Origin of the sequence: Tabrizicola sp., assembly GCF_041911175.1 — a bacterium.
GTDB lineage: Bacteria > Pseudomonadota > Alphaproteobacteria > Rhodobacterales > Rhodobacteraceae > Tabrizicola.
Map to the genome: position 1 here is coordinate 49,924 of NZ_JAYRPN010000127.1, position 24,170 is coordinate 74,093.

25 protein-coding genes and 1 tRNA gene are annotated in these 24,170 nt (G+C 66.4%); 15 read left to right on the forward strand and 11 right to left on the reverse strand.

Annotation, left to right across the window (positions count from 1 at the left end):
• Positions 1-114: 114 nt before the first annotated feature.
• Both ACE3P6_RS17570 and ACE3P6_RS17575 read right to left on the reverse strand, forming a co-directional pair.
• Positions 115-378 (reverse strand): alpha/beta hydrolase, encoded by a 264-nt coding sequence (locus ACE3P6_RS17570; protein ID WP_374397656.1) that lies wholly within the window; start codon positions 376-378, stop codon positions 115-117.
• Between the two features lie 95 nt (positions 379-473).
• Positions 474-947 (reverse strand): Lrp/AsnC family transcriptional regulator, encoded by a 474-nt coding sequence (locus ACE3P6_RS17575; RefSeq protein ID WP_374373518.1) that lies wholly within the window; start codon positions 945-947, stop codon positions 474-476.
• Between the two features lie 206 nt (positions 948-1,153).
• Here ACE3P6_RS17575 and ACE3P6_RS17580 point away from each other — a divergent pair, with 206 nt between their 5' ends.
• The 6 genes from ACE3P6_RS17580 to ACE3P6_RS17605 all read left to right on the forward strand — a co-directional run bounded on the left by ACE3P6_RS17580 (position 1,154) and on the right by ACE3P6_RS17605 (position 5,720).
• On the forward strand, positions 1,154-1,612 hold the full coding sequence (locus tag ACE3P6_RS17580; protein WP_374397658.1) for an Rrf2 family transcriptional regulator: 459 nt from the start codon (positions 1,154-1,156) through the stop codon (positions 1,610-1,612).
• A gap of 184 nt (positions 1,613-1,796) precedes the next feature.
• A complete protein-coding gene (locus ACE3P6_RS17585) occupies positions 1,797-2,048 on the forward strand; it encodes a hypothetical protein (RefSeq protein ID WP_374397660.1) in 252 nt (83 codons plus the stop codon).
• Positions 2,049-2,122: 74 nt separating this feature from the next.
• Positions 2,123-3,238, forward strand: a complete 1,116-nt coding sequence (locus ACE3P6_RS17590) for a sulfate ABC transporter substrate-binding protein (protein ID WP_374397744.1) — start codon at positions 2,123-2,125, stop codon at positions 3,236-3,238.
• 61 nt (positions 3,239-3,299) lie between these two features.
• Positions 3,300-4,136: a sulfate ABC transporter permease subunit CysT gene (gene cysT, locus ACE3P6_RS17595; protein WP_374397662.1), complete on the forward strand. Its 837-nt coding sequence runs from the start codon at positions 3,300-3,302 to the stop codon at positions 4,134-4,136.
• Positions 4,129-4,989: a sulfate ABC transporter permease subunit CysW gene (cysW, locus tag ACE3P6_RS17600; RefSeq protein ID WP_374397664.1), complete on the forward strand. Its 861-nt coding sequence runs from the start codon at positions 4,129-4,131 to the stop codon at positions 4,987-4,989. Before cysT ends, cysW begins: the two co-directional genes overlap by 8 nt.
• An 11-nt stretch (positions 4,990-5,000) precedes the next feature.
• Positions 5,001-5,720: a sulfate/molybdate ABC transporter ATP-binding protein gene (locus tag ACE3P6_RS17605; RefSeq protein ID WP_374397666.1), complete on the forward strand. Its 720-nt coding sequence runs from the start codon at positions 5,001-5,003 to the stop codon at positions 5,718-5,720.
• Positions 5,721-5,749: 29 nt separating this feature from the next.
• Here ACE3P6_RS17605 and ACE3P6_RS17610 read toward each other — a convergent pair whose 3' ends face one another.
• Positions 5,750-8,080 carry an AMP-binding protein gene (locus ACE3P6_RS17610; protein ID WP_374397746.1) on the reverse strand — a complete coding sequence of 777 codons (2,331 nt, stop codon included), beginning with the start codon at positions 8,078-8,080 and terminating at the stop codon, positions 5,750-5,752.
• On the opposite strand from ACE3P6_RS17610, the gene ACE3P6_RS17615 reads away from it, so the two are divergent.
• Entirely contained in the window at positions 7,985-8,200 is a 216-nt protein-coding gene (locus ACE3P6_RS17615) for a hypothetical protein (RefSeq protein WP_374397748.1), read from the forward strand. The two genes, ACE3P6_RS17610 and ACE3P6_RS17615, sit on opposite strands and share 96 nt — an antisense overlap.
• A 204-nt stretch (positions 8,201-8,404) precedes the next feature.
• A complete protein-coding gene (locus ACE3P6_RS17620) occupies positions 8,405-8,692 on the forward strand; it encodes a hypothetical protein (RefSeq protein WP_374397668.1) in 288 nt (95 codons plus the stop codon).
• 24 nt (positions 8,693-8,716) lie between these two features.
• Here ACE3P6_RS17620 and ACE3P6_RS17625 read toward each other — a convergent pair whose 3' ends face one another.
• Positions 8,717-9,454, reverse strand: a complete 738-nt coding sequence (locus tag ACE3P6_RS17625) for a DUF72 domain-containing protein (protein ID WP_374397670.1) — start codon at positions 9,452-9,454, stop codon at positions 8,717-8,719.
• 75 nt (positions 9,455-9,529) lie between these two features.
• Positions 9,530-11,713 (reverse strand): excinuclease ABC subunit UvrB, encoded by a 2,184-nt coding sequence (uvrB, locus tag ACE3P6_RS17630; protein ID WP_374397672.1) that lies wholly within the window; start codon positions 11,711-11,713, stop codon positions 9,530-9,532.
• A 137-nt stretch (positions 11,714-11,850) separates the two neighbouring features.
• Between uvrB and ACE3P6_RS17635 the strand changes: the two genes are divergently transcribed.
• The 4 genes from ACE3P6_RS17635 (at position 11,851) to ACE3P6_RS17650 (ending at position 14,082) form a co-directional block, all read left to right on the forward strand.
• Complete coding sequence (locus ACE3P6_RS17635) at positions 11,851-12,711, forward strand: class I SAM-dependent methyltransferase (RefSeq protein WP_374397674.1); 861 nt, start codon at positions 11,851-11,853, stop codon at positions 12,709-12,711.
• Positions 12,712-12,945: 234 nt separating this feature from the next.
• Positions 12,946-13,257: an ETC complex I subunit gene (locus ACE3P6_RS17640; protein ID WP_374375911.1), complete on the forward strand. Its 312-nt coding sequence runs from the start codon at positions 12,946-12,948 to the stop codon at positions 13,255-13,257.
• Between the two features lie 258 nt (positions 13,258-13,515).
• Positions 13,516-13,974: a GNAT family N-acetyltransferase gene (locus tag ACE3P6_RS17645; protein WP_374397676.1), complete on the forward strand. Its 459-nt coding sequence runs from the start codon at positions 13,516-13,518 to the stop codon at positions 13,972-13,974.
• 31 nt (positions 13,975-14,005) lie between these two features.
• Positions 14,006-14,082 (forward strand) — tRNA-Arg (locus tag ACE3P6_RS17650).
• A 66-nt stretch (positions 14,083-14,148) separates the two neighbouring features.
• Here ACE3P6_RS17650 and ACE3P6_RS17655 read toward each other — a convergent pair.
• From ACE3P6_RS17655 to ACE3P6_RS17670, 4 genes are all read right to left on the reverse strand, one after another.
• Positions 14,149-15,387 (reverse strand): mandelate racemase/muconate lactonizing enzyme family protein, encoded by a 1,239-nt coding sequence (locus ACE3P6_RS17655; RefSeq protein WP_374397678.1) that lies wholly within the window; start codon positions 15,385-15,387, stop codon positions 14,149-14,151.
• Between the two features lie 278 nt (positions 15,388-15,665).
• On the reverse strand, positions 15,666-16,442 hold the full coding sequence (locus tag ACE3P6_RS17660; protein ID WP_374397680.1) for an alpha/beta fold hydrolase: 777 nt from the start codon (positions 16,440-16,442) through the stop codon (positions 15,666-15,668).
• Positions 16,439-17,404, reverse strand: a complete 966-nt coding sequence (locus tag ACE3P6_RS17665; protein WP_374397682.1) for a threonine/serine dehydratase — start codon at positions 17,402-17,404, stop codon at positions 16,439-16,441. The genes ACE3P6_RS17660 and ACE3P6_RS17665 overlap by 4 nt, the downstream gene beginning before the upstream one ends.
• Positions 17,401-18,228: an alpha/beta fold hydrolase gene (locus ACE3P6_RS17670; RefSeq protein ID WP_374397684.1), complete on the reverse strand. Its 828-nt coding sequence runs from the start codon at positions 18,226-18,228 to the stop codon at positions 17,401-17,403. Before ACE3P6_RS17670 ends, ACE3P6_RS17665 begins: the two co-directional genes overlap by 4 nt.
• A 146-nt stretch (positions 18,229-18,374) precedes the next feature.
• Between ACE3P6_RS17670 and ACE3P6_RS17675 the strand changes: the two genes are divergently transcribed.
• From ACE3P6_RS17675 to ACE3P6_RS17685, 3 genes are all read left to right on the forward strand, one after another.
• Positions 18,375-20,156: an ABC transporter transmembrane domain-containing protein gene (locus tag ACE3P6_RS17675; RefSeq protein WP_374397686.1), complete on the forward strand. Its 1,782-nt coding sequence runs from the start codon at positions 18,375-18,377 to the stop codon at positions 20,154-20,156.
• A gap of 111 nt (positions 20,157-20,267) precedes the next feature.
• Complete coding sequence (locus ACE3P6_RS17680; RefSeq protein ID WP_374397688.1) at positions 20,268-22,160, forward strand: acyl-CoA synthetase; 1,893 nt, start codon at positions 20,268-20,270, stop codon at positions 22,158-22,160.
• A gap of 109 nt (positions 22,161-22,269) precedes the next feature.
• A complete protein-coding gene (locus tag ACE3P6_RS17685) occupies positions 22,270-22,794 on the forward strand; it encodes a hypothetical protein (protein ID WP_374397689.1) in 525 nt (174 codons plus the stop codon).
• Here the strand turns inward: ACE3P6_RS17685 and dtd are convergent, their stop codons facing one another.
• Positions 22,795-23,238, reverse strand: coding sequence for a D-aminoacyl-tRNA deacylase (gene dtd / locus ACE3P6_RS17690; protein WP_374397691.1), 444 nt, complete (start codon positions 23,236-23,238; stop codon positions 22,795-22,797).
• Entirely contained in the window at positions 23,235-24,158 is a 924-nt protein-coding gene (locus tag ACE3P6_RS17695) for a carbohydrate kinase (protein ID WP_374397693.1), read from the reverse strand. Before ACE3P6_RS17695 ends, dtd begins: the two co-directional genes overlap by 4 nt.
• Positions 24,159-24,170 lie beyond the last annotated feature (12 nt).

Sequence of the window (24,170 nt, forward strand, 5' to 3'; positions counted from 1 at the left end):
GGTCGTCTCACCCGGCCGCCAACACCAGCGCCAGGGCGGAGAGGTAGGTCAAGGCGAAGACCAGCAGCGCGACATAGCCCGTGACGCCGGGTTTTGCATGGCGGAACAGGCGGTTCATGCCGGGACCTCCCGCCGCTGCAAAGCGGCAGTCTGGCGCCCCGCGCAGTCCGCCAGCAGGTCATCGCGCAGTGATTTGCCGCCCGACCAGAGGCCGAGGCCCGATGCGCCGTTGATGTGCCCGGCAAAGCCCCTATCCAGCAGATCGGCCTGCCAGGACCGCGCGAGGCTTCCGGCGCGCGGATCGGTCGCGGGCCACCCGTCCTTCCAACGCGGCGCGCGCGAGCCGTCGAGGCCGGGAACGATCTGGGTCTTGGTCATTTGCATCGTCCTTCGCGAATCTGCGCCGACGTTAAATCTATCAACGATGTCGTGATTAAGGGTTCCAAAGACTGGGCCCGAAAGAGAATGCCATTCTACCGGTTCCTTGTATCCACCGGGTAGGCGGTGGTGAACTTCATCCGCTCCATCGCGAAATGGCTGGTCACGTTCTTGATCGGCACCGCATCGGTCAGCCGCTTGTACAGCGCGTCGAAGGCCGCCATGTCCTGCACCGCGACGCGCAACAGGTAGTCCAGCTCGCCCGCCATCCGGTAGACCTCCATGATCTCGGGGATACCGTCGACCGCACGGGCAAAAGCGTCGCGCCAGTCCGGCGAATGGTCCGGCGCCTCGATGCCCACGAACACCGTCAGCCCGAACCCCAGCTTCGCCGGATCGGCCAGGGCGACGCGTCCGGTCAGCACGCCCGTCGCCTCCAGCTTCTGGATCCGCTTCCAGGCCGGCGTCTGCGACAGCCCCGCCTTATCGGCGATCTGCGCAATCGGCAGGGTCGCGTCCTGCATCAGCTCGGCGACGATCTTGCGGTCGATCAGGTCGAGATCGGTCATGGTCAGGCCCTTGGCAGAGGTCTTCCTCGTTAGCATGCCGTGAAATCACTAAAAGTCTATAGTCTTTATCGTATTTAACCGGCTCCCACTTTTCCCCTGTTTTCCTTGGGGTTGGACTGGGGTTTTTCGGTGACGCCGCGCTGGGAAAGCCCGCGTCGGGGATTCGCTACGTTGATTCTCGACGATCCGGCGCGTAGCCTTTCGTCATGATCACGCAGAAGATGAAATACGCCCTGAAGGCGCTTCTGGTCCTGGCCGACGAGGCCGCCAAGGGCCAGCCGGAGCCGCTGACGATCGAACAGATCGCCAAGCGGTCGGGCACGCCCAAGCGCTTTCTGGAACACATCCTGCTGGAAGTGCGCAACGCCGGTGTGATCGCCTCGATCCGGGGGCGCTCGGGCGGCTACAGCCTGATCAAGAAGCCCTCCGACATCTCGATCTCGGAACTTCTGCGCACCATCGACGGGCCCATCGCGCCCCTGCCCTGCCTGTCGCGCCGGGCCTATCAGCGCTGCGAGGATTGCACGGACGAAGCCACCTGCCGCATCCGCAAGGTCTTTGCCGAGGTGTTCTGGTCCTACCTGCTGATCATCGACTCGCTGACGCTGGAGGACATGCTGCGCTCCGGCACAGTGGCCGACCAGGTCATGGGCGCGGCGGAGTAGACCTAAGCCTCTGACATCGTTTTGCAATTCCGCCGAAGTGCGCCTGGCCCGGGCGTGCGAGACGTAGAACGTTCTTCTCTAATCACGACAAACTTCAGCGAGTATTTTCCTTTGCAATACTCGACCTTTGCTGTCGTTATTAAGGAGCAACGGGCTTATGCCCCGACAGCGAAGGAGAAGGACAATGACCGCCGCCCTATCCCCCCGCACCGTCTTCGGACAGGCCGGGCTGGCCCACGCGCCCATGCCCCGGACCTCTCGCGCCACCTGCGCCGTCCGGCTGATCGACCGCCGCACCGGCCTGACCCACCGCGTCAACGGCAGCCCGCTGGTGATCTTCACCCGCAACCCCACCGAAGCGGTCGCCGATCTGCTGGAAGGCCGCGACGCCTCGGTCTGGGAAGCCCGCGTCGAACCGATCGGAGAACCGGGATGACCCATCTGCACCTGCCGCAAACCGTTCTGGGGCTGATGCCCTACCGACCCCTTCCGATCTCCAAGGAGAAGACCATGCTCGCCACCATCACCCTCGCCGGCACCGTGACCGCGCAAGGCCCCGTCGCCGAACGCCATAGTGACGGTCGCCTCACCATCGCCGACGGCCTGCGCCGCCTGACCGGCTGGCCGGTTTCGCGGCTGAAAGGCCTCGTCGCCGCTGCGGCCCTCGCCACCCTCGGGCTCGGCGCGGCCCCGGCGCCGGTGGCCGCCGAAAGCCTGCTGAACGTCAGCTACGACCCGACGCGCGAGCTGTATCGCGACCTGAACGAGGCCTTCGTCGCCTACTGGACCGCGCAAGGCAACGAGGCGCCCACCATCGAGCAGTCGCATGGCGGCTCGGGGTCGCAGGCCCGCGCGGTGATCGAGGGGCTGGAGGCGCAGGTCGTCACGCTGGCGCTGGCTGCCGACATCGACAAGATCGCTGCCGAGGGCAAGCTGCCGGAAGACTGGCAGTCGAAACTGCCGCACAACTCCTCGCCTTATACCTCGACCATCGTCTTCCTGGTGCGAGAGGGGAACCCGAAGGGCCTGAAGGACTGGGGCGATCTGGCCGCCGAGGGCGTCGAGGTGATCACCCCGAACCCGAAGACCAGCGGCGGCGCGCGCTGGAACTATCTGGCCGCCTGGGCCTGGGCCGAGAAGAACGGCCAGGACCCGCAGGCCTTCGTCAAGGCGCTGTTCGAGCATGTCCCGGTGCTGGACAAGGGCGCGCGTGATTCGACGACCACCTTCGCCCAGCGCGGCATCGGTGACGTCCTCCTCGCCTGGGAGAACGAGGCCTACCTCGCCCTGAACGAGCTTGGCGAGGACCAGTTCGACATCGTCGTCCCCTCGGTCTCGGTGCTGGCCGAACCGCCGGTGGCGCTGGTCGAGGCCAATATCAAAACCGATGAGCAGCGGAAGCTGGCCGAGGGCTACCTGAACTTCCTCTACACGCCGGAAGCCCAGGCGATCATCTTCAAGGATTACTATCGCGGCTGGGACACGTCGAAAGCCGCCCCGGAAGACGTGGCCCGTTTCCCGCAACTGGAGCTGCGCGACATCGCCTCCTTCGGCGGCTGGAAGGACGTGCAGGCCAAGCATTTCGCCGACGGCGGCATCTTCGACCAGATCTACGTCGCGAAGTAACCGCTTCTCCTGAACCAGCGGGTCGGCACCACATGCCGACCCGTCCTGCATAGGAAACCCGATGGGCAGACCCCTCATCCACCGCTCTTCGATCCCCGGCCTCGGGATCAGTGCCGGCATCACGATCACGCTTCTGTCACTGGTGGTCCTTCTGCCGATCGGCGCCCTTCTGGTGAAGGGTGCCGCCGCCGGGCCGGACCGGCTGTGGACGGAAGTGAACACCGCGCGCATCTGGTCGGCGCTTTGGCTGTCGTTCCGGCTGTCGGCCCTGGCCGCCGTCTTCAACCTGGTGTTCGGCGTGGCGCTGGCCTGGGTGCTGGCGCGCTACCGTTTCCCCGGCCGCCGCCTGATCGACGCCGCCGTCGACCTGCCCTTCGCCCTGCCGACCGCCGTCGCCGGCATCGCGCTGACCGCGCTCTATGCGCCGAACGGCGCCTTCGGAGCGCTTGCAAAAGACCTTGGCTTCAAGATCGCCTACACCCCCAGCGGCATTTTCATCGCCCTCATCTTCGTGGGCCTGCCCTTCGTCACCCGCACCGTCCAGCCGGTGATCGACGAGATCGAGCGCGAGGTCGAGGAAGCCTCCGCCACCCTCGGCGCCAGCCGCGCCCATACGATCCGGCACGTCATCCTGCCGATGCTCTCCCCTGCCGCGCTGACCGGCTTTGCCTTGTCGCTCGCGCGAGCGGTCGGCGAATACGGCTCGGTCATTTTCATCGCCGGGAACCTGCCGATGAAGACGGAAATCGCGCCCCTCCTCATCGTCATCAAGCTGGAAGAGTTCAACTACGAAGGGGCGACCGCCATCGGCATCGCCATGCTGGTCATCTCCTTCGCGCTTCTCCTTCTCATCAACGCGATCCAGGTCTGGAGCCGCCGGAGAATTGGCTATGTCTGACACCCCCGCCACCTGGCGCCCCGCCACCGAGGAGACCCCCCTCGTCCGCCGCCTGCTCATCGGCAGTGTGCTGGTCGTGCTGGCGCTCCTCCTCTTCGCACCCCTGGTCACCGTCTTCTACGAGGCGCTGCGCAAGGGCTGGTGGGACGCCATCTCCTCGCTCGGCGACCCCGAGGCGACCTCGGCCGTCCGCCTGAGCCTGACCGTCGCCGCCATCGCCGTGCCGCTGAACGCCGTCTTCGGCGTGGCCGCCGCCTGGTTCATCACCAAATACGACTTCCGGGGTAAGGCGGTGCTGCTGACCCTGATCGACCTGCCGTTCAGCGTCTCCCCGGTCGTCGTTGGCCTCTGCGTCGTCCTGACCTTCGGGGCGAACAGCTGGATCGGCGGCATCCTCACCGATGCAGGCTACCCCATCGTCTTCGCCCTGCCCGGCATCGTCCTCGCCTCGATGATCGTGACCTTCCCCTTCGTCGCGCGCGAGCTGATCCCGGTCATGGTCGAACAGGGCCGGGCCGAGGAAGAGGCTGCCCTGACCCTCGGCGCCTCCGGCTGGCGCACCTTCCGCACCGTGACCCTGCCCAACATCCGCTGGGCACTTCTCTACGGCATCCTTCTCTGCAACGCCCGCGCGATGGGCGAGTTCGGGGCGGTCGCCGTCGTCTCCGGCAAGATCCGCGGCCAGACCGCCACGATGCCGATCACCATCGAGATGCTCTACAACGAATACCTTTCGGTCGCCGCCTTCACCCTTGCCGCCGTCCTGGCCTTCCTCGGCCTCCTGACGCTCGGGCTGAAGACCTTCCTCGAAATCCGGCACGCCGACGCGCTTGCCGCCAGCCGCCGCCACTAGGGGGACCGCCCATGCACATCGAAATCGACGAAATCTCCAAAAGCTTCGGCACCACCGCCGCGCTGACCCCCGTCTCGCTGGCCATCCCTTCCGGCGCGCTGGTGGCGCTGCTCGGCCCCTCGGGCTCGGGCAAGACCACGCTCCTGCGCATCCTCGGCGGCCTCGAATTCCCCACCTCCGGCCGCGTCCTCTTCGACGGGACCGATGCCACCGGCCTGACCGTCCAGCAGCGCCGCGCGGGCTTCGTCTTTCAAAGCTACGCGCTCTTCCGCCACATGACCGTGTTCGACAACATCGCCTACGGGCTGAACGCCCGCCCCCGCGCCACCCGCCCCGGCAAGACCGAAGTCGCCCGCCGGGTCACGAAACTCCTCGACCTGATCCAACTCCCGGACATCGGCGCGCGCTACCCCAGCCAGCTGTCCGGCGGCCAACGCCAGCGCGTCGCCCTGGCCCGTGCGCTCGCCATCGAGCCGAGGATGCTGCTACTCGACGAACCCTTCGGCGCGCTCGACGCCAAGGTCCGCAAGGAGCTTCGCCAGGGCCTGCGCGACATCCACGACACCACCGGCCTGACCACCGTCTTCGTCACCCACGACCAGGATGAGGCGATGGAACTTGCCGACCTGGTCGTTGTCATGTCGATGGGCAAGATCGAGCAGATCGGCAAGCCGCAGGACATCCGCGCCCGGCCCGCCTCGGCCTTCGTGCGCGAGTTCATCTCGGCCTGACCTGCCCGACGGTCGGGCAGTGGCAGGCGTCATCCCGCAGAAGGCTCGCGCCGCATGGTCCAGGCCAGGAGCCGGGATTGCAATACCTTCCGGTCGATCGAGGCGTAGACGCGCATCGACGCGACGCCGAACAGGATCGCGAGGACCAGGCTTGGCCAGGGGTGAGGCTCTCCAAATGCCTTCCCCATCAGCCTGATCACCTGGAAATGGGTCAGATAGATGAACATGGAAGCGCCCGCGATCTCGGCCACGACAATCTTGACCCAGGCAGGCACCAGCAGTGATTGCACGAAGATGATCAAGATGCATGCACCACCCACATAGTAGGCGGCCGAGGTAAGGTGCCAAGCCGCAAAGACAGCGACCAGCGACAGGCCAAGTACAAACAGGCGTGAGCGTGCATCCTTGGCCGCCGCGATCACCATGCCAAGGGCGAAACACCAGCCGTAATTCCACGGGCTCCGGTGGTAGTTCCAATTGCCGTCCCAGAAATGCTCGATGGTCCGGTCGATAGCCACCATGATCAGGAACAGAATGAACGCGCTGAGCAGCGGCCTTTCGCGGAATGCCTCGCGCACGCGGCGGAATGAAAACAGCAGCGCGGCGAAGATCAGCAACTGCAAATAGAATTCGATGAAGTAGAAGGTGTAGCCTTTGATATCGTGAGGGGGGACATAGTTCGACACCAGCAACAGTGACGGCAGCTCGAACTTGCGGGTGATGAACAGTTCGAGGAAGACGTCCATCAGGATCGCCGGCACGGCGACATAGCGGATTGTGCCCAGAAGCGTGCGCACGCTGCCGGAACGGATGATCTCGGGCAGCTGGAAGCGGGCGACGGAGTAGCCCGCCAGAAGCACAAGGAAATAGGCCGCTCCCCAGTTGCTGCTGTAGACGAAGGCCTGCGTGTGCAGGGCCACGATGCAGATCATGAAGAACGCCCGCGTAAGCGTGACCGTTTCAAGACGACGCCAGGTCGAAGCGTTCTTCGTCTCGGACAGGTCCTGCAACTCGGACACACTCATCCGCTCCCAGCCGTCCGGCAACTGGCCGAACCTGCTTTCGAAGGCCAGCGAGAACTGGATGTAATGCAGCGAGTCGCCGCCGAGCGTCTCGAACGTGTCGCCGGGCAGGACCTCCTGTCCCGGGAATTCGTGCCGGAAGAGCGCCGGCACATCGCCGATCTCGCCCGGCTCGACGGCTGTCGGGGCGGGCGCAGTCGTCTGCCGCAGGGCGAACTCTTCGGCCAGGATCCGGCGCTGGACCTTGCCGGTTCCCGTCACCGGCAGGGCATCGAGCGCCATCACATGCAGCGCGCTCCCTGCGGAAATCCCCATCTCCTGCAAGGCGGCCGTAGCGGCCTCCTTCACTCTTGCGACCGGGGCGCCCTCGCCCGCGATGGCAACCAGAACCCCATCTCCGCGCTGGAGGTCGGGAACCTTGGCCACGGCAAGCTGCGCATCCGATGGAAGACGCGCCCGGATGCGTTCTTCAAGCTGGTCGGGGACGACCTTCTGCCCACCGCAATTGATCAGATCATCGGCCCGGCCGTCGAAGTACAGGTAGCCGTCGCGCAGGTGGCCAAGGTCATTGGTCTGCAGCCATCCCTCGGCATCGGTCAGGTCATGCAGGCCTTCGGCGTCGATGCGCGATCGGGCGACTTGCGGACCACGAATCCGGATGCGCCCGTCAGGCGAAAGCTGCACTTCGCCCTCACCGACTGGTCGGCCGACCGAATCGAGCATGCCGTCCGAGGCGCCGGAAATCTGCAGGAACGTGCTGCGCGACGCCTCGGTCAGCCCATAGTGCTGGACGATCAGCGCGTTGGGGAACATCGCCCGGATGCGGCGCTTTTCGTCGCCCGTCATGTGCTGCGAGCCGATCTCCATCCAGCGGAGCCGGGCCCCGGCGTCGCCGATGATCTTCGGATCGGCCAGAAGGATGCGCAGAAGAGTCGGCACGGCCGACAGGGAGTTCACTTCGCCTGACGCCAGCATCCGTGCCAGCTCCAGCGGGTCGAAGCCGCGAGGCGGCATGTACGACTTGCCCCCGACTGCGCTGACCGCGCGGAATCGTGCCATCCCGAAGCTGAACGTGGCCGGAACGCCGACGTATTCGCGGACCTCGTCGGTCAGCTGCATCTCTTCGACAATGCGCTCGGTGGTGTAGCCGAGGTTGCGATGGGTCAGCAGGATGCCCTTCGGCAACCCCTCGGTGCCGGAGGTGTAGCTTACCTGGGCGGGCAGGTCGTCCAGGATCGCCGGATGTCGGGCCGTGAACCAGCCGGTCCGCTCGCCTGGGTCGATGGTGCGGGTGATCTCCAAGCCGGGAAGCTCTGCAGCCTGCGATTCGCCGGACACCAGGACAAGCGGGCGACGCTCGGCATAGAGCGAGAACAACGTCTCAACGAAAGCGATCGAATTCCTGCGGACAACCGCCGTCGCCTGAAGCTTCTGAAAATCCATCTGCCGCGCCTGTAAAATGCAAATTCCAACACAATTGCACCGAACCACTGCATAGCCAAGATAATTGGCAAAAATTTGACTTCAAAGCGATAAGCCACATCGCGCCGATCACGTCCTGCTGAGCGCGTCTCCGGCGGAGCAGCCCGACGGCGGAACCGCGTTTACCTTGTCTCAACACCTGCGGACGAAACTGGGATTCGGACAAAGCGGAGGTTCAACATGGACCCGGTGGACGAATTCGCGCGGCTGAAGGCCGAGATCAGGCGCTTGCAGGACCGGGCCGAGGTGCTGCGCGAGGGTTTCCTGAAGCCTGGGGCGCGGCTGCGGTCGAACCGGTTCGAGGTCACGGTCAAGCGGCAGAAGCGACGGCTGTTCCTGAAGGAGCGATTGCCCGAGGCCGTGCTGGCCGATCCGCGCTACTGGGAGGAGCGGGAGAGCGAGGTCGTCACTTGCCGCGAGATCGCGACGTTCCGGGCGGGGGACGAGGATATCGTGCTGATCGAGTGATGCCTGGGAGGTGGGTTGGCCCCCCTACAGTCGCTTGATCAAGGCCTGGGCGGCGGCGGGGTTGGCGGCTTTGTAGCCGGAGATCACGAAGAGGAAGACCTCGCGCGTCCGGGCCATGTCGCGCAGGCGGGCGGCCCAGTGGTCGAGGTCGCCTCCCGAATAGCCGAGCAGTTCGTCCTCGCGGGTGCCCATGATGCGGAGATAGGCGAAGGACGCGGTGGCGGCGTCGATCCGGGGGTAGTCACTGTCTTCGGCCTGGATGGCCGCGATCCCCCGGTCGCGGAGGAGCGTGGTGAATTCGTCGCAGGCGAAGCTGTCGTGGCGGGCCTCGATGGCGTGACGAAGGGGGTGGTCCCCGAGCCGGTCGGGGAGGAGGTCGAGGAAGGCGGCCATATCGGCGGGATCGAACGTCTTGGTCGGCGGCAGTTGCCAGTTGATCGGACCGAGCTTCGGGCCCAGCTCGGTCAAGCCCGAGGCGAGGAAGCGGGTGATCGACTCACCGCCCTCGGCCAGCACCCGGCGGGCGGTGGCGAAACGGGGGGCCTTCAGGGCAAAGACGAAACTATCGGGAGTTTCCCTTGCCCATTTGGCGAAGGTTTCCGGCTTCTGGGTGCCGTAGTAGGTGCCGTTGACCTCGATGGCGGTCAGCGCCTTGGCGGCGAAGGCCAGTTCGTCGGCCTGGCGCAGGCCTGCGGGGTAGAAATTGTCGCGCCAGGGCTCAAAGGTCCAGCCGCCGACGCCGATGCGGATTTTTCCAGTCATGGTCTTTCTCCCTTTATGGGTCGGCGCTGGTGGTTGGGGGAGTCGGGCTGAAGCCCGACCTACGGGTGGTGCGCGCTACCTCCGCCCCCGGCTCCGCTTTCCGCCCCGCTGCCCGGCCCGTCCGCCGGTGCTGCGGCCGGACAGCTTCGTGGCTTCCTCCACGGCCTCCTCCACCGCCTCCTGCCGCGCAAATGGGTCGTCGGCCACCGCAAGCTCCACCGCTTCCAGCCGCTTGACCTCGTCGCGCAGCCGCGCGGCTTCCTCGAACTCCAGGTTTTCGGCCGCCTTGCGCATCTGGGCGCGGAGCGCGTCGAGGTGGGCGGCGAGGTTCTGGCCGACCATCGGCTTGTTGATGCGGGTGGTCACACGGCTCTGGTCGGTGTCGCCCTGCCAGAGACCGGCCAGCACATCCTCGACGTTCTTCTTCACCGTCTCCGGCGTGATGCCGTGCTTCAGGTTGTAGGCCTCCTGCTTTTCGCGCCGCCGGTTTGTCTCGGCCAGTGCCCGCTCCATGCTGCCGGTGATGCGGTCGGCATACATGATCACCCGTCCGTCGGCGTTGCGGGCGGCGCGACCGATGGTCTGGATCAGCGAGGTTTCGGAACGCAGGAAGCCCTCCTTGTCGGCGTCGAGGATCGCCACCAGCCCGCATTCCGGGATGTCGAGGCCTTCGCGCAACAGGTTGATGCCGACCAGCGCATCGAAGGCGCCAAGGCGGAGGTCGCGCAGGATTTCGATGCGTTCGATGGTGTCGATGTCGGAGTGCATGTAGCGCACCCGGATGCCCTGTTCGTGCAGGTAGTCGGTCAGATCCTCGGCCATGCGCTTGGTGAGCACCGTGACGAGGGTGCGCAGGCCCCGCGCTGACACTTTCCGGATTTCGTCGAGGAGGTCGTCGACCTGCATCTCGACGGGGCGGATTTCGACGGGAGGGTCGAGGAGGCCGGTGGGGCGGATGACCTGTTCGGTGAAGACGCCGCCGGTCTGTTCCATCTCCCAGGCCGCCGGGGTGGCCGAGACGAAGACGGATTGCGGGCGCATGGCGTCCCATTCCTCGAACTTCAGCGGGCGGTTGTCCATGCAGGACGGCAGGCGGAAGCCGTGTTCGGCGAGAGTGAACTTGCGGCGGAAGTCGCCGCGATACATGCCGCCGATCTGAGGGACCGAGACGTGGGATTCGTCGGCGAAGACGATGGCGTTGTCGGGGATGAATTCGAAAAGCGTCGGCGGCGGCTCGCCGGGGGCGCGACCGGTGAGGTAGCGGGAGTAGTTCTCGATCCCGGCGCAGGAGCCGGTGGCCTCCAGCATCTCCAGGTCGAAGTGGGTGCGCTGGCCGAGGCGTTGGGCTTCCAGAAGTTTTCCTTCGGATTCCAGTTGCTTGAGGCGGTGGAAGAGTTCGTCCTTGATGCCCTTGATCGCCTGCTGCAGCGTGGGCCGGGGCGTGACGTAGTGGCTGTTGGCGTAGATGCGGATTTGTTTGAAATTGTCGGTCTTGGCGCCGGTCAGCGGGTCGAATTCGACGATGCTCTCCAGCTCCTCGCCGAAGAAACTGAACCGCCAGGCGCGGTCTTCGAGGTGGGCGGGCCAGACCTCCAGGCTGTCGCCCCGGACCCGGAAGGCGCCGCGTTGAAAGGCGGTTTCCAGGCGGCGGTATTGCTGGGCCACCAGTTCCGCCATCACCTTGCGCTGGTCGTAGAGCTGGCCGACCACGAGGTCCTGGGTCATCGCGGAATAGGTCTCGACCGAGCCGATACCGTAGATGCAGGAGACCGAGGCGACGATGATCACGTCGTCGCGTTCCAGAAGCGCCCGGGTGGCCGAGTGGCGCATCCGGTCGATCTGTTCGTTGATCTGGGATTCCTTCTCGATATAGGTGTCGGTGCGGGCGACATAGGCCTCCGGCTGGTAGTAGTCGTAGTAGGAAACGAAGTATTCCACCGCATTTTCCGGGAAGAAGCCCTTGAATTCGCCGTATAATTGCGCGGCCAGCGTCTTGTTGGGCGCCAGGATGATCGCCGGGCGCTGGGTTTCCTCGATCACCTTGGCCATCGTGAAGGTCTTGCCGGTGCCGGTGGCGCCCAGAAGCACCTGGTCACGCTCGCCCGCGTTCACGCCCTGGGTCAGTTCCACGATTGCGGTAGGCTGGTCGCCTGCGGGCTGGAACGGGGTCGACATGACAAAGCGGCGACCACCCTCCAGCTTGGGCCGGGTCAGCACGTCGGGGCGTTCGGTCAGGGCGTTGCTGTTGTTGTGCGGCATCGGGCAGCCTTCGGAGGAGTCGGGACAGGGCAGATTTGATCCGTTTTTGTTCTAGTTCAAGCGGTGATCCGCGCGGGCGGGCGAAACCGTTGCCGAATGCCGGTCAAGCGGCTAAGGCTCGCGGCCAGAGGTGAGCTATGGCGAAGAAGATCGACACGCGGGCCGTGGGGCTGGATGTGGGGCTGGCGTTCATCCGCTGGCTGACCGGCGCGGAGAACCTGCACTACGGGCTGTGGACCGGGCTGGATGTGACGGCGGGCAACCTGCGGTCGGCGCAGGATGCCTATACGGTCAAACTGTTCGGCTACCTGCCCGAAGGTCGCCTGCGCATCCTGGACATCGGCGGTGGGGCGGGCGAGACGGCGAAGAAACTGCTCGCGTTGGGGCATTCGGTCGAGATCGTCGTGCCCTCGCCCTTCCTGGCCGCGCGCTGCCGCGAGACGGCGAAGGGTGCCATCGTCCACGAATGCACGTTCGAGGCGTTTCAGGGGGCCGGTCCCTTCGACCTCTGCCTCTTCTCGGAGAGCTTCCAGTACATCCCGCTGGCGGAAAGCCTGCCGAAATGCGCGCGGCTGCTGGCACCGGGCGGCAGGGTGCTGATCGCCGACTGCTTCCGCACCGAGGCCTATCAGGGCCGCCGGGCCGAGGGTCCGCAGCCCGGAGGCGGGCACCGGCTGACGGTGTTCCAGGGCGCGGTTGCAGCGTCGGCCTTCGTCGTCGACGCCGAAGAAGACATCACCGATGCCGTCGCGCCCTCGATCGACCTGGAACAGCAGTTGTTCCATGTCCTTGGCCACGGCGTCACCCGCATTTCGGACGAGATCGGCTCAAAGCGACCCACGGCACATTGGGCTCTGTCGAAAGTGGTCGGGTTGTTCCTGTCGCGCAAGCGGCGCGACAATTTGATGCAGAGGCTGACCGGCACCACCCGCACCGCAGCGGCCTTCCGGCTCTACAATCGCTACCAGATCCTTCGGTTGGGCCGACGCGAGGGATGACGCGACGGTGACTGGCGAGACGGGCACACCTTACGGGCACAACTTTAGGTTGATTTGCGCCGGGATTTCGGCCAGATTGATCGGGCAAGCAGCAACTGAAGCTGCCGGTCGGCGTCGACCCTACCCCACCCCACACTCCCCGACGTCGACCGGCAGCCTTTTCTGCCAAAGGTGACGCTTGCGCTTTCCCGAAAGCTTCGGCTAACACGGGGCGCAGCTTCGGAGGATTGTCCCATGCGCGCCCGCATCTACCAGCCCGCCAAGACCGCCATGCAGTCCGGCACCGCCAAGACCCACCAATGGGTGCTGGAATTCGCCCCGGCGTCGGAGCGGGAGGTCGATCCGCTGATGGGCTGGACCTCATCCTCTGACACGCAGGCCCAGGTGCGGCTGAAGTTCGAGACGCGGGAAGCCGCAGAGGCCTATGCCGCCGAGAAGGGGCTGGAGTTTGACCTGGTCGCGCCGAAGCCGCGCAAGGCGATCATCCGCCCGCGCGGCTACGGCGAGAACTTCGCCACCGACCGCAAGGGCGCCTGGACGCACTGATCCAGCACCCGGTCCTGCTGGCCAGTGTCCGGGTCGGGCCAACCCGGCAAACGCAGAACCTGACCTTCGCGGTGGCCGCTCGGGCCATGCAAAGGGTCGCCGCCAAGAGGCGGACCCTTCGGTGTCCCGTTCGGGCCGACCGGATTGCACTGAAAACAGGCAGGAACCGTCGGGCAAGCCCGATGCTTGCGCGGGACGGCAGCGTTCCGCTTGTCACGGCGCTGCGGACGCGGCAGGAAAGAGCCAAGGAGCCCGCCCATGATCATCGCCGAAGAACACCCGCTGACCCCCGACCTGGAGCTGCTGTTCCAGCGCCATACCGCCGACATGCATGCCGACACCCCGCCCGAGTCGATCCACATGATGGACAAGGGCGCGCTGGCAGTGCCGGATATCCGCTTCTTCGTGCTGCGTGACGCAGGCGAGCCGCTGGGAATGGGGGCCTACAAGCGGATCGACGCGGGCCACGCCGAGATCAAGTCGATGCATGTGCTGGCCGAGGCGCGCGGGCGCGGGCTGTCGAAGACCATGCTGGATCACCTGTTGGCCGCAGCGCAAAGCGACGGCTTCACGCGGTTGAGCCTGGAGACCGGCTCGCAGGCCATGTTCCTTCCCGCGCGGCGGCTTTACGAGCGCGCGGGCTTCGTCGAATGCCCGCCGTTCGAGGGCTACCGCGAGGACCCGATGTCCGTCTTCATGACGAAGGTGCTTGCCTGATCCTTTCGGCTGCCCCAAAAGGCGGGAACGCGGGCTCATAGCTCAACTGGATAGAGCAAGGACCTTCTAAGTCCGAGGTTGGGGGTTCGAGTCCTCCTGGGCCCGCCATTTTTCCGACAAGAGAGCCGTCCTCGGGGCATCGAGCCCCTCGGACGGCGTTGCCACGGCGGGTTGTCAGGTGGGTGTGCTGGGCGCACCGCCTTCGAAGCGGTTGCCGTGGGTGTAGTCGCAGGGGGCTTCCTGCATCTGCAGATGCAGCGCGGTGCCGGTATAGGGATGCGCGCGGGCGACGTCCTCGTCGAAGTCGATGCCGAGGCCGGGGGTTTCGGGCGGGATTATGTAGCCGTCCTCCCATCTGATCGAGTTCTTGATCAGTTTCTGGTGGAAGGCGCCGCCGGTCTCGATGGTCTCGGCGATCAGCAAGTTCGGGATCGAGGCGGAGAGGTGGATGTTTGCGGCCCATTCCACCGGCCCGGCGTAGAGGTGCGGGGCCATCTCGGCGTTGAATATCTCGGCCATCGCGGCGATCTTCTTCGCCTCCCAGATGCCGCCCACACGACCCAAGGCCGGTTGCAGGATCTTGACCCCACCGGCGCGGAGAAGGGTGCCGAATTCGGCTTTGGTCGTCAGGCGTTCGCCGGTGGCAAGCGGCACGCGGACGGATTTGGCGACCTCGGCGAATTCTAGCAGGTTGTCGGGCGGGATCGGTTCTTCGTACCAGAGCGGGTTGTAGGGTTCGAGTTCGCGCCCCAGCCGGATCGCGCCGGGGGTGGTGAACTGGCCGTGGGTGCCGAAGAGAAGGTCGACGCGGTCGCCCACCGCCTCGCGGATCGCCTTGCAGAAGGCGACCGACCGGGTGACGTCGGACATCGCGGGCTCGTGGCCGCCACGGATGGTGTAGGGACCGGCGGGATCGAACTTCACGGCGGTGAAGCCCAGGTTCATGAAGCGCAGGGCGGCTTCGGCGGCGGCGGCGGGATCGACCCAGAAGTCCGGATTTTCCTGGCCAGGCTCGGGGTAGAGGTAAGTATAGCTGCGGATGCGGTCGTTCATCCGGCCACCGAGGAGGGCGTGGACCGGCCGGTTGCGCGCCTTGCCGAGAATGTCCCAGCAGGCGATCTCCAGCCCCGAGAAGGCGCCCATCACGGTCGGGTCGGGGCGCTGGGTGAAGCCGGCGGAATAGGCGCGGCGGAACATCAGCTCGATGTTCTCCGGGTTCTCGCCCTGCATGTGGCGTTCGAAGACATCCTCGATCACCGCCTGCATTGCCTTGGGGCCGACGGTGGAGGCGTAGCATTCGCCATAGCCGACGATCCCGGTGTCGGTGGTGAGCTTCGGGAAGGTCCAGTAGCGCCCGCCCCAGCCGGGGAACGGGGGCGCGACGGTGAAGATTTCGAGGTCCTTGAGTTTCATGCGGCATCCCCCCTTGGCTGGCCGGGGCGGGGGTTTCACACCCCCGCACCCCCGTGGAGTATTTCGACCAAGAGGAAGCTAGGAGGGAAGGCGCGGGAAGGCCCATTCATTCGCGACAGGATGTGGCGCGGATGGGACAAGTGCGGCGGTGGGGCATTTGCCTCTGCAATCCGGAGCGAGCGCTGCCTGATGTGGAAAATCATCAAGTATGACCGCTTCCGGTTATCCAATGGCGGCTGTTCATGCTGGAATACTGCAAGATCGGCGATTGAGCGTCGTCAGGAATGGCCGATCCGGGTCAGGAATCCGAACAGCGCCTCGGCGAAGGCATCGGGATGGGTCAGCATGGAAAGATGGCTGCCGCCGCGCAGCAGCTGGAATTGCGACCCGGCGACCAGGTCGGCAAGCTCGCGCTGCACGTCCGGGGGCGTCTTGCGGTCATCTGCCCCCGCGAGGATCAGGGTCGGCAGTTTCAGGGTGGCGGTGGTCTGGTAGAAATCAGCGGTGGCGGTAGCGGCGGCGAGGCCTTGCCAGCCTTCGGGTCGGGTGAGGTCGAGCATGGCGCGGGTCGGGGCAAGTGCCGACGAAGCCTGCCAGCGCGGGCCGAGGAGTTGGGCGCATTCGGTGTCAAGGTCGGGACCCTTGTCGCGCAGCCGGGCGAGGCGGCTTTCCCAGACCGCAGGATTGGCGAAACGTGTTGCGGAGCCAGTGAGGACCATTGCGCGGACGAGGTCGAGCCGTTTGGCCGCCAGCCCCTGCGCGATCAGGCCGCCCTCTCCCGCGCCGAGGACGACGGCATCCTTGAAAGCGAAATGGGTCATCAGGCGTTCGACATCGCGGATGAGCGTGCCCATCGCGTAGGGAGGCGCGGGTGTGTCGGAGTCACCGTGGCCGCGCAGGTCGAGGCGGAGGGTGCGGGTTCGCAGGTGTGGCAAAAGCGCGCCCCAGAGCCGGTGGTCGAGGCCGAGGCCGTGGATCAGCACCAGCGGCGGGGCATTGGCCGGGCCGGAAAGCTCGGCGTTGAGCCGCAGGTCGTCGAGCCAGATGAGGGTCACGCGAAACGGTCCAGCGCGGTGGCGAAAGTGGCGGGGTCGACGTTGCCGCCGGTGGCGACGGCAATGACGGTGTCGGGCAGGTCCTTGCCGAACAGCGCGGCGGCGAGGGCGGCGGCTCCGCCGGGCTCCACCACGATGCGCAGGTGGGTGAAGGCCAGCGCCATCGCCTGCAGCGCCTGGTCGTCAGTGATCACGGCGCCGGGGCCGGCGAGGCGGGAGAGGATCGGCAGGGTCAGCTCTCCGGGCGTGGGGGTGAGGATCGCGTCGCAGATCGAGCCGCTGGGGGCCGCGTTGCGCTGGCGCTGGCCGGAGGCGAGCGAGCGTGTCATGTCGTCGAAGCCTTGCGGTTCGGCGGTGCGGACCCGAAGGCCGGGGGCGCGGGCCTGAAGCGCCAGGGCGATGCCGGAGGAGAGGCCGCCCCCGCCGCAGCAGACGAAGACGGGGGCCTGCGCGATCCCGGCCTCGGCCGCCTGTTCGGCGAGTTCCAGCCCCACGGTGCCCTGCCCCGCGATGACCTGCGGGTCGTCGTAGGGCTTGATCAGGGTCAGGCCCCGGTCGGCGGCAAGCCGTGCGCCGATGGCGTCACGGTCCTCGGACGCGCGATCATAGAGGACCACCTCGGCCCCGTAGGCGCGGGTATTGGCGATCTTCACCTGCGGCGCGTCGGCGGGCATCAGGATGACGCAAGGCGCGTCGTGGTGCGCTGCAGCGTAGGCGACCCCTTGCGCGTGGTTGCCCGAGGAATAGGCGATGACGCCCCGTGCCCGCGCCTCGGGCGGCAGCGCGGAGACGGCGGACCAGCCGCCACGGGCCTTGAAGCTGCCGGTCACTTGCAGGCATTCGGCCTTGACGAGGATGCGCCTGCCAACGGCCTTGTCGAGGAGCGGCGCATTCAGGAGCGGGGTGCGGCGGACATGGCCGGACATGCGCCGGGCGGCGGCCTCGATCATGTCGATGTTCATGCCAGGCCTTTCAGGAAGCTGCGGATCAGGGCGACGGCCTCGGGTTCGTCGAGGAAGGGAATGTGGGCGCGCCCCGGCACTTCGGCGAAGCCCATGTCGGGGCGGCGCGCGCGCATCTTCTGCGCCGTTTCCGGGGTCAGGAGGTCGGAGTTCGCGCCGCGGATCAGGGCCAGCGGCAGGCCTTGAAGTGCATCGAAAAGCGGCCAGAGATCGACCGGCGGACCGTCGAAAGCCGCGAGGAAAGCCTCGCGCAGGGCGGGGTCGTAGGGGAGGCGCAGGCCCTCCGGGGTTTCGACGACAAGCTTGCGGGCCTCGTCCAGCCAGCGGGTTATCGGCACGCCGTCGAAGCCGGGGCTGCGGGAGAGGCGGTCGGCATAGCCTTGCAGCGTGCGTCCCGCAGGGTTGCGACCGACATAGTCTGAGATGCGGGCCAGGCCATCGCGGGCGATCTCGGGCCCCACGTCGTTCAGGCACAACCCCAGCACCCGGTCGCGCGCCACCGCGCCCAGGACCATGCCGATCAGCCCCCCGCGCGAGGTGCCGAGGATGGCGGCCTTCGCGACGCCGAGATGGTCGAGAAGCCGCAGGGCATCCTTGCCCTCCTGTTCGACCGTGTAGGTCGCAGGCCCGGTCCAGGCGCTTTCGCCCCGACCGCGATAGTCCATGCGGATCAGGCGCAGGGGCGGCAGGTGCGGGATCAGATAGTCGAAATCCGCCATGCTCCGGGTCAGGCCGGGAAGGCAGAGGAGCGGCAGGCCCGCGCCTTCGTCGCGATAGGCGAGACGGGCGCCGTCTTCGGCGGGGAAATGCTGGCTGTGGGTCATGCCGCCAGCGTGGCACGGGGCACGGGCGGGGGAAAGGGGCAAGCGGCGGGAACCGGGGCATGGCGTCAGGTCGCGGGCGGGGGCGCTTGAAGGCGGGGCCGCCAGCGATTAGACCCATGCCCGACATCGCATGAGGCATGGGGCATATGGCGGACAGTTCGGTGGTCGAGGATCGGCCGAAGTCGAAACGGGTCGGCGCGCTGCGCGGGCTGGTGCCGTTCCTCTGGCCCTATCGCGGCATGGCGGCGCTGGCGCTGATGGCGCTGATCCTGACGGCGGGGATCAGCCTGGTGCTGCCGCTGGCGGTGCGTCGGGTGGTCGACGGATTCAACTCCGCACAGGTCGCCTTGCTGGACAAGTATTTCGGGGCGGCGCTGGCCATTGCCGCGCTGCTCGCGGTGGGAACGGGGCTGCGCTACTACTTCGTCACCCGGCTGGGTGAGCGGGTGGTGGCCGACATCCGACGCGCGCTCTTCGACCGGGTGCTGGGCATGTCGCCCGCCTTCTTCGAGCGCATCCTGACCGGCGAGGTGTTGAGCCGGATCACCACCGACACCACGCTGATCCTGTCGGTGATCGGCTCTTCGGTCTCGGTCGCGCTGCGGAACGTGCTGATATTGCTGGGTGGGCTGGTGCTTTTGATGCTGACCTCGGCCAAGCTGACCGGCCTCGTGCTGCTGGTCGTCCCGGCGATCATCGTGCCGATCATCGTGCTGGGCCGGAAGCTCAGGGCGCTGTCGCGGGAGAACCAGGACTGGATCGCGGCCTCCTCCGGCTCCGCGTCCGAAGCCCTGTCATCGGTGCAGACGGTGCAGGCCTTCACCCATGAAGACGCGACGCGGGCCGCGTTCGCGGAAGTGACCGAAAAGAGCTTCACCTCGGCCAAGGCGCGGATCAAGACGCGGGCGGTGATGACGGTGATCGTGATCTTCCTGGTCTTCGCCGGAGTGGTGGGCGTGCTGTGGATCGGCGCGCGCGACGTGCGGGGCGGCACGATGTCGGTCGGCGCGCTGATCCAGTTCGTCATCTATGCGGTGATGGTGGCGGGCGCAGTGGGGGCGCTGTCGGAGATCTGGGGCGAGTTGCAGCGCGCGGCGGGCGCGACCGAGCGGCTGGTGGAGCTGCTCGGGACCGAGGATTCGGTCAAGGACCCGCTGCGCCCGGTGGCCCTGCCGCGCCCGGTGCGGGGCGAGATCGCCTTCGATGACGTGACCTTCCGCTATCCGGCGCGGCCCGAGGCCTCGGCCCTGCTGGGCGTGTCGCTGCAAGTGAAGCCCGGCGAGACAGTGGCGCTGGTCGGGCCTTCGGGCGCGGGCAAGACGACGATCCTGCAGCTCCTCATGCGGTTCTATGACCCGCAGTCGGGCAAGATCACGCTGGACGGGCTGGAGCTTTCCAGCATGGCGCGGTCCGATTTCCGCCGCTTCATCGCGCTGGTGCCGCAGGACCCGGTGATCTTCGCGACCTCCGCCCGCGAGAACATCCGCTTCGGCCGCCTCGATGCAACCGATGCCGAGGTCGAGGCCGCCGCAAGGGCCGCCGCCGCGCATGACTTCCTGGCAGCCTTGCCGCAGGGCTATGACAGCTATCTGGGCGAACGCGGCGTGATGCTCTCGGGCGGGCAGAAGCAGCGGGTCGCCATCGCCCGCGCCATCCTGCGCGACGCGCCGATCCTTCTGCTGGACGAGGCGACCAGTGCGCTGGACGCCGAAAGCGAGCGGCTGGTGCAGGCGGCGGTCGACAAGCTGGCCGAGGGGCGGACCACGCTGGTGGTGGCGCACCGGCTGGCCACGGTGAAGCGGGCCGACCGGATCGTGGTCTTCGATCACGGCCGGATCGTCGCACAGGGCACGCATGACCAGCTCGTCGCCGAAGACGGCCTCTACGCCCGTCTCGCCCGGTTGCAGTTCACCGAAGGCGCGGTCTGACGCTGCGTCCTGGCCGGTCTGGCCGGGACAATCCGACTTCACAAACACGGCTCCTCCCCCCATGTTCGTCTGAAGCCTGCGGCGACAGCGGGCGTCCTGGGGAGGAAACCGATGACCACTTTCGCAACCGCTGCGGACCTCAAGGCCATCGAGGCCGAGATGCCCTGGGCCGCTAGGGGCCAGGCGCGGTCGATGTATGATTTCCTGACACGGGCCAAGACGGCGCATGGCGCGCGACCCGCCGTCAGCTACCAGCTGCTTTCCGGCCCCGATACGAAGAAGGTCACGCTGACCTGGGCCGAGTTGCACGGCAAGGTGACGCAGGCGGCGAACCTCTTCCGCTCGCTGGGCGTGGGCGAGACGGACGTGGTGGCCTTCATCCTGCCGAACACGATGGAGACGGTGGTGACGCTCTTGGGCGGGGCGGTCGCGGGCATCGTCAACCCGATCAACCCGCTCCTGGAGCCCGACAAGATCAGCGCCATCCTGCGCGAGACCGGCGCGAAGGTCGTCGTCACGCTGAAGCCCTTCCCGAAGACCGACCTGGCGCAGAAGGTGGCCGAAGCGGTGCAGTTCGCGCCGAACGTGAAGACGGTGCTGGAAGTGGACCTCGTCCCCTACCTGTCGGGGCTGAAGAAGGTGATCGTGCCCTGGATCCGCCCGAAAAACCCGGTCCAGCATACCGCGAACGTCAAGGATTTCCGCGCCGAGATGGCCCGGATGCCCGCCGACAGGCTGACCTTCGCCGACAGCCAGGACGACCGGGTCGCCGCCTATTTCCACACCGGCGGCACCACGGGCATGCCGAAGGTCGCGCAGCACAAGGTTTCCGGCATGGTCTACAACGGCTGGCTGGGGGCGACGCTTCTGTTCAGGCCGACCGACGTGGTGATCTGCCCGCTGCCCTTGTTCCACGTCTTCGCCTGCTATCCGATCCTGATGTCGATGATCGCCTCGGGTGCCCATGTCGTGTTCCCGACCCCGCAGGGCTATCGCGGCGAAGGCGTGTTCGACAACTTCTGGAAACTGGTCGAGCGCTACCGCGTGACCTACATGATCACCGTGCCGACCGCGCTGGCCGCGCTGATGCAGCGTCCGGTCAATGCCGACATCTCCAGCCTGAAGAATGCCTTTTCGGGCTCGTCACCGCTTCCGGTCGAGCTTTACAACCGGTTCAGGAAGGAAACCGGGGTCGAGATCGTCGAGGGATACGGCCTGACCGAAGCCACCTGCCTCGTCTCGGTCAACCCGCCGGACGGGGTGAAGAAGATCGGCTCGGTCGGGCTGATCTTCCCCTATTGCAATGTTCGCATCCTGACCCGGCAGGGCGCGACCGACTACCGCGAATGCGCGGTGGACGAGGTCGGGGAAATCTGCGTCTCGAACCCCGGGGTCTATGAGGGTTCGACCTATACCGAGGCCGACAAGAACCGCGAGCTCTTCGCCGATGGCCGCTTCCTGCGCACCGGCGACCTGGGGCGGATCGACGCGGAGGGATATCTCTTCATCACGGGTCGCGCGAAGGACCTGATCATCCGCGGTGGCCACAACATCGACCCGGCGATCATCGAGGAAGCCCTGATGGGGCACGAGGCGGTGGGCTTCGTGGGCGCCATCGGCCAGCCGGATGCCCATGCCGGAGAACTTCCCTGCGCCTATGTCGAGCTGGTCAAGGGTGCTTCGGCCACGGTCGAGGACCTGATGGCCTATGCCGCCAAACATATCAGCGAACGGGCGGCGGTGCCCAAGTATCTGGAAATCCTGACCGAACTGCCGAAGACGGCGGTGGGCAAGGTGTTCAAGCCCGACCTCAGGCGGATGGCGATCACCCGCACCTACGACGCGGCACTGGCCGAGGCGGGGCTGCCTGCGCGTGTCGCCTTGGTGATCGAGGACAAGAAACGGGGGCTTGTCGCCCAGCTGGCAAAGTCCGGCCCGGTCGAGGATGCGGCGGTGGCGTCGATCCTCGGGCAGTTCTCAAATCCCTGGGAATGGGCGGCCTGATCCGGCAACAGGAACGGACTGTCGCTTGCATGACAGCAAGTTTCATTTGCCTGAATCGTCCCTTGGCGCGACAAACAAGCCGAAGGGACGCATTCACGGGAATATGATGATGAAGTTTTGCACGGGGCTGGCGGCTGCATTGATTGCCATATCGGCTGGGGTGGCAAGCGCGCAGCAGTCGGAAGTGCTGTTTTCGCACAAGCATTGGGAAGTCTCCGTCGTCGGCTGGGACGACGGCTCGGTCGGTTGCGTGGCCGAGGTAAAGGCGCCGGGGGAAAGCTTCTCGATCTGGACCTTCCCGGATGGCACGGTGCAGTTGCAGTTCTATTCCACTGCCTGGGAGTTCGGCGAAGGTCAGACCGCCGACCTCGGCGTGCAGATCGACCGCCGCGCACCGTGGAGCCTGACGGGGGCGGAACTCTATCAGAATTCGGTGCTGTTCTATCTGCCCGACAGCCAGGCCGGGATCAACTTCATCACCGAGGTCGCCCGGGGCAACCGGCTCTACCTGCGCGACGACAGCGGATCGGACGTGCAGAACTATTCGCTGTCAGGGTCCAGCGCCTCGATCGGTGCGCTGGTCGATTGCGGCAACGTGATCACCAAGCGGACGCCCGGCAACCCGTTCAAATGATCAAGGCTGGTCGGTGTCCATCCAGATGGTCACCGGCCCGTCGTTGACGAGGCTCACTGCCATGTCGGCGCCAAACCGGCCGTTGGCAACCGGAACGCCTTCCTTTTCCAGCGCTTGACTGAAGTGAAGGTAAAGCCGCTCGCCCTCGGCTGGCGGCGCGGCGGTCGAAAAACCGGGCCGGTTGCCGCGCAGGTCGGCCGCGAGGGTGAACTGGCTGACCACGAGAGCCGACCCTTGGATGTCCCTGACCGACAGGTTCATCTTGCCCTGGTCGTCCTTGAACACCCGCAGCTTGGCGACCTTCGCCGCCAGCCTTTCTGCCTGCGCCTCGGTATCCCCGCCCATCGCGCAGACGAGGATCAGGAAGCCCTTGCCGGTCTGGCCGATCAGCTCTCCCTCCACCCGGACCTGCGCCTCGGCGACGCGCTGGAGGACAGCCCTCACAGCTCGTTCGCCCAGGGCGGGTTCGCCCCGGCACGGCTGACGGTGACGGCCGCCGCCCGGGTGCCAAGGCTGAGCGCTGCGGTCAGGGTAGCGTCGTCAAGAGCCGCCACACCGACTTTGGTCAGCGCCCCGGCCTGATGCAGCGCGGCGAGGACGCCCGCGTTGAACGTATCCCCGGCGCCGACGGTGTCGACGACCGTAACCTTTTGCGCCGTCACGAAAATATCCTGTGTCGCCGTCACCGCACGCGCGCCCCTTGCGCCTTCGGTGATGAAGACAACCTTCGGGCCCTTGGCGAGGATCCCCCGCGCCAGCGCGGTCAGGTCGCCCTGCCCTTCCAGCCAGTGCAGATCCTCGTCCGAGAGCTTGACGATGTCGGCGCGGGCCACCATCCGCTCGATCCGGGCGCGGTATTCGGCCTCCTTGCCCGCGATGAAACCGGGGCGGATGTTGGGGTCGACCATCGTCACGCGGCTGGCGCATTCGCGGGCCTGCAGCGCCTCATAGGTCGAGGCTGCGGGGTCGTTCACCAGGCTGATGCCGCCCAGGAACAGGGTGGAGATGCTGGCCGGAAGCTCCGGCAGGTCAGCGATGGACAGCATCCGCCCCGCCGTCGCCTCGTCATAGAAGGCATAGGTGGCCTGGCCGTTCACCAGCTTGACGAAGGCGACGGTCGTGGGCCGGTCTGACCGTGCGAGGAAGCCTATGTCGACCTTCGAGGCGGCCAGGGTATCCGCCAGGATTTCCCCCAGCATGTCATTGGAAACGCCAGAAAAAAACGCCGATGGCGCGCCAAGCCGACCAAGCGCGATTGCGGTGTTGAAGACGGCGCCGCCCGCATAGGGGGCAAAGCAGGCCTCGCCTTCGGTCGAGGTCCTCGGCAACATGTCGATGAGGGCTTCGCCACAGCTGAGAATCATGATCGTCCCCCT

Bases quoted from the DNA above. Each gene is read 5' to 3' on its own strand.
- ACE3P6_RS17570 (WP_374397656.1), bottom strand. From the start codon at position 378: ATGACCAAGACCCAGATCGTTCCCGGCCTCGACGGCTCGCGCGCGCCG.
- ACE3P6_RS17575 (WP_374373518.1), bottom strand. From the start codon at position 947: ATGACCGATCTCGACCTGATCGACCGCAAGATCGTCGCCGAGCTGATG.
- ACE3P6_RS17580 (WP_374397658.1), top strand. From the start codon at position 1,154: ATGATCACGCAGAAGATGAAATACGCCCTGAAGGCGCTTCTGGTCCTG.
- ACE3P6_RS17585 (WP_374397660.1), top strand. From the start codon at position 1,797: ATGACCGCCGCCCTATCCCCCCGCACCGTCTTCGGACAGGCCGGGCTG.
- ACE3P6_RS17590 (WP_374397744.1), top strand. From the start codon at position 2,123: ATGCTCGCCACCATCACCCTCGCCGGCACCGTGACCGCGCAAGGCCCC.
- cysT (WP_374397662.1), top strand. From the start codon at position 3,300: ATGGGCAGACCCCTCATCCACCGCTCTTCGATCCCCGGCCTCGGGATC.
- cysW (WP_374397664.1), top strand. From the start codon at position 4,129: ATGTCTGACACCCCCGCCACCTGGCGCCCCGCCACCGAGGAGACCCCC.
- ACE3P6_RS17605 (WP_374397666.1), top strand. From the start codon at position 5,001: ATGCACATCGAAATCGACGAAATCTCCAAAAGCTTCGGCACCACCGCC.
- ACE3P6_RS17615 (WP_374397748.1), top strand. From the start codon at position 7,985: ATGTCGGGCCGTGAACCAGCCGGTCCGCTCGCCTGGGTCGATGGTGCG.
- ACE3P6_RS17620 (WP_374397668.1), top strand. From the start codon at position 8,405: ATGGACCCGGTGGACGAATTCGCGCGGCTGAAGGCCGAGATCAGGCGC.
- ACE3P6_RS17625 (WP_374397670.1), bottom strand. From the start codon at position 9,454: ATGACTGGAAAAATCCGCATCGGCGTCGGCGGCTGGACCTTTGAGCCC.
- uvrB (WP_374397672.1), bottom strand. From the start codon at position 11,713: ATGCCGCACAACAACAGCAACGCCCTGACCGAACGCCCCGACGTGCTG.
- ACE3P6_RS17635 (WP_374397674.1), top strand. From the start codon at position 11,851: ATGGCGAAGAAGATCGACACGCGGGCCGTGGGGCTGGATGTGGGGCTG.
- ACE3P6_RS17640 (WP_374375911.1), top strand. From the start codon at position 12,946: ATGCGCGCCCGCATCTACCAGCCCGCCAAGACCGCCATGCAGTCCGGC.
- ACE3P6_RS17645 (WP_374397676.1), top strand. From the start codon at position 13,516: ATGATCATCGCCGAAGAACACCCGCTGACCCCCGACCTGGAGCTGCTG.
- ACE3P6_RS17655 (WP_374397678.1), bottom strand. From the start codon at position 15,387: ATGAAACTCAAGGACCTCGAAATCTTCACCGTCGCGCCCCCGTTCCCC.
- ACE3P6_RS17665 (WP_374397682.1), bottom strand. From the start codon at position 17,404: ATGAACATCGACATGATCGAGGCCGCCGCCCGGCGCATGTCCGGCCAT.
- ACE3P6_RS17670 (WP_374397684.1), bottom strand. From the start codon at position 18,228: ATGACCCACAGCCAGCATTTCCCCGCCGAAGACGGCGCCCGTCTCGCC.
- ACE3P6_RS17675 (WP_374397686.1), top strand. From the start codon at position 18,375: ATGGCGGACAGTTCGGTGGTCGAGGATCGGCCGAAGTCGAAACGGGTC.
- ACE3P6_RS17680 (WP_374397688.1), top strand. From the start codon at position 20,268: ATGACCACTTTCGCAACCGCTGCGGACCTCAAGGCCATCGAGGCCGAG.
- ACE3P6_RS17685 (WP_374397689.1), top strand. From the start codon at position 22,270: ATGAAGTTTTGCACGGGGCTGGCGGCTGCATTGATTGCCATATCGGCT.
- ACE3P6_RS17695 (WP_374397693.1), bottom strand. From the start codon at position 24,158: ATGATTCTCAGCTGTGGCGAAGCCCTCATCGACATGTTGCCGAGGACC.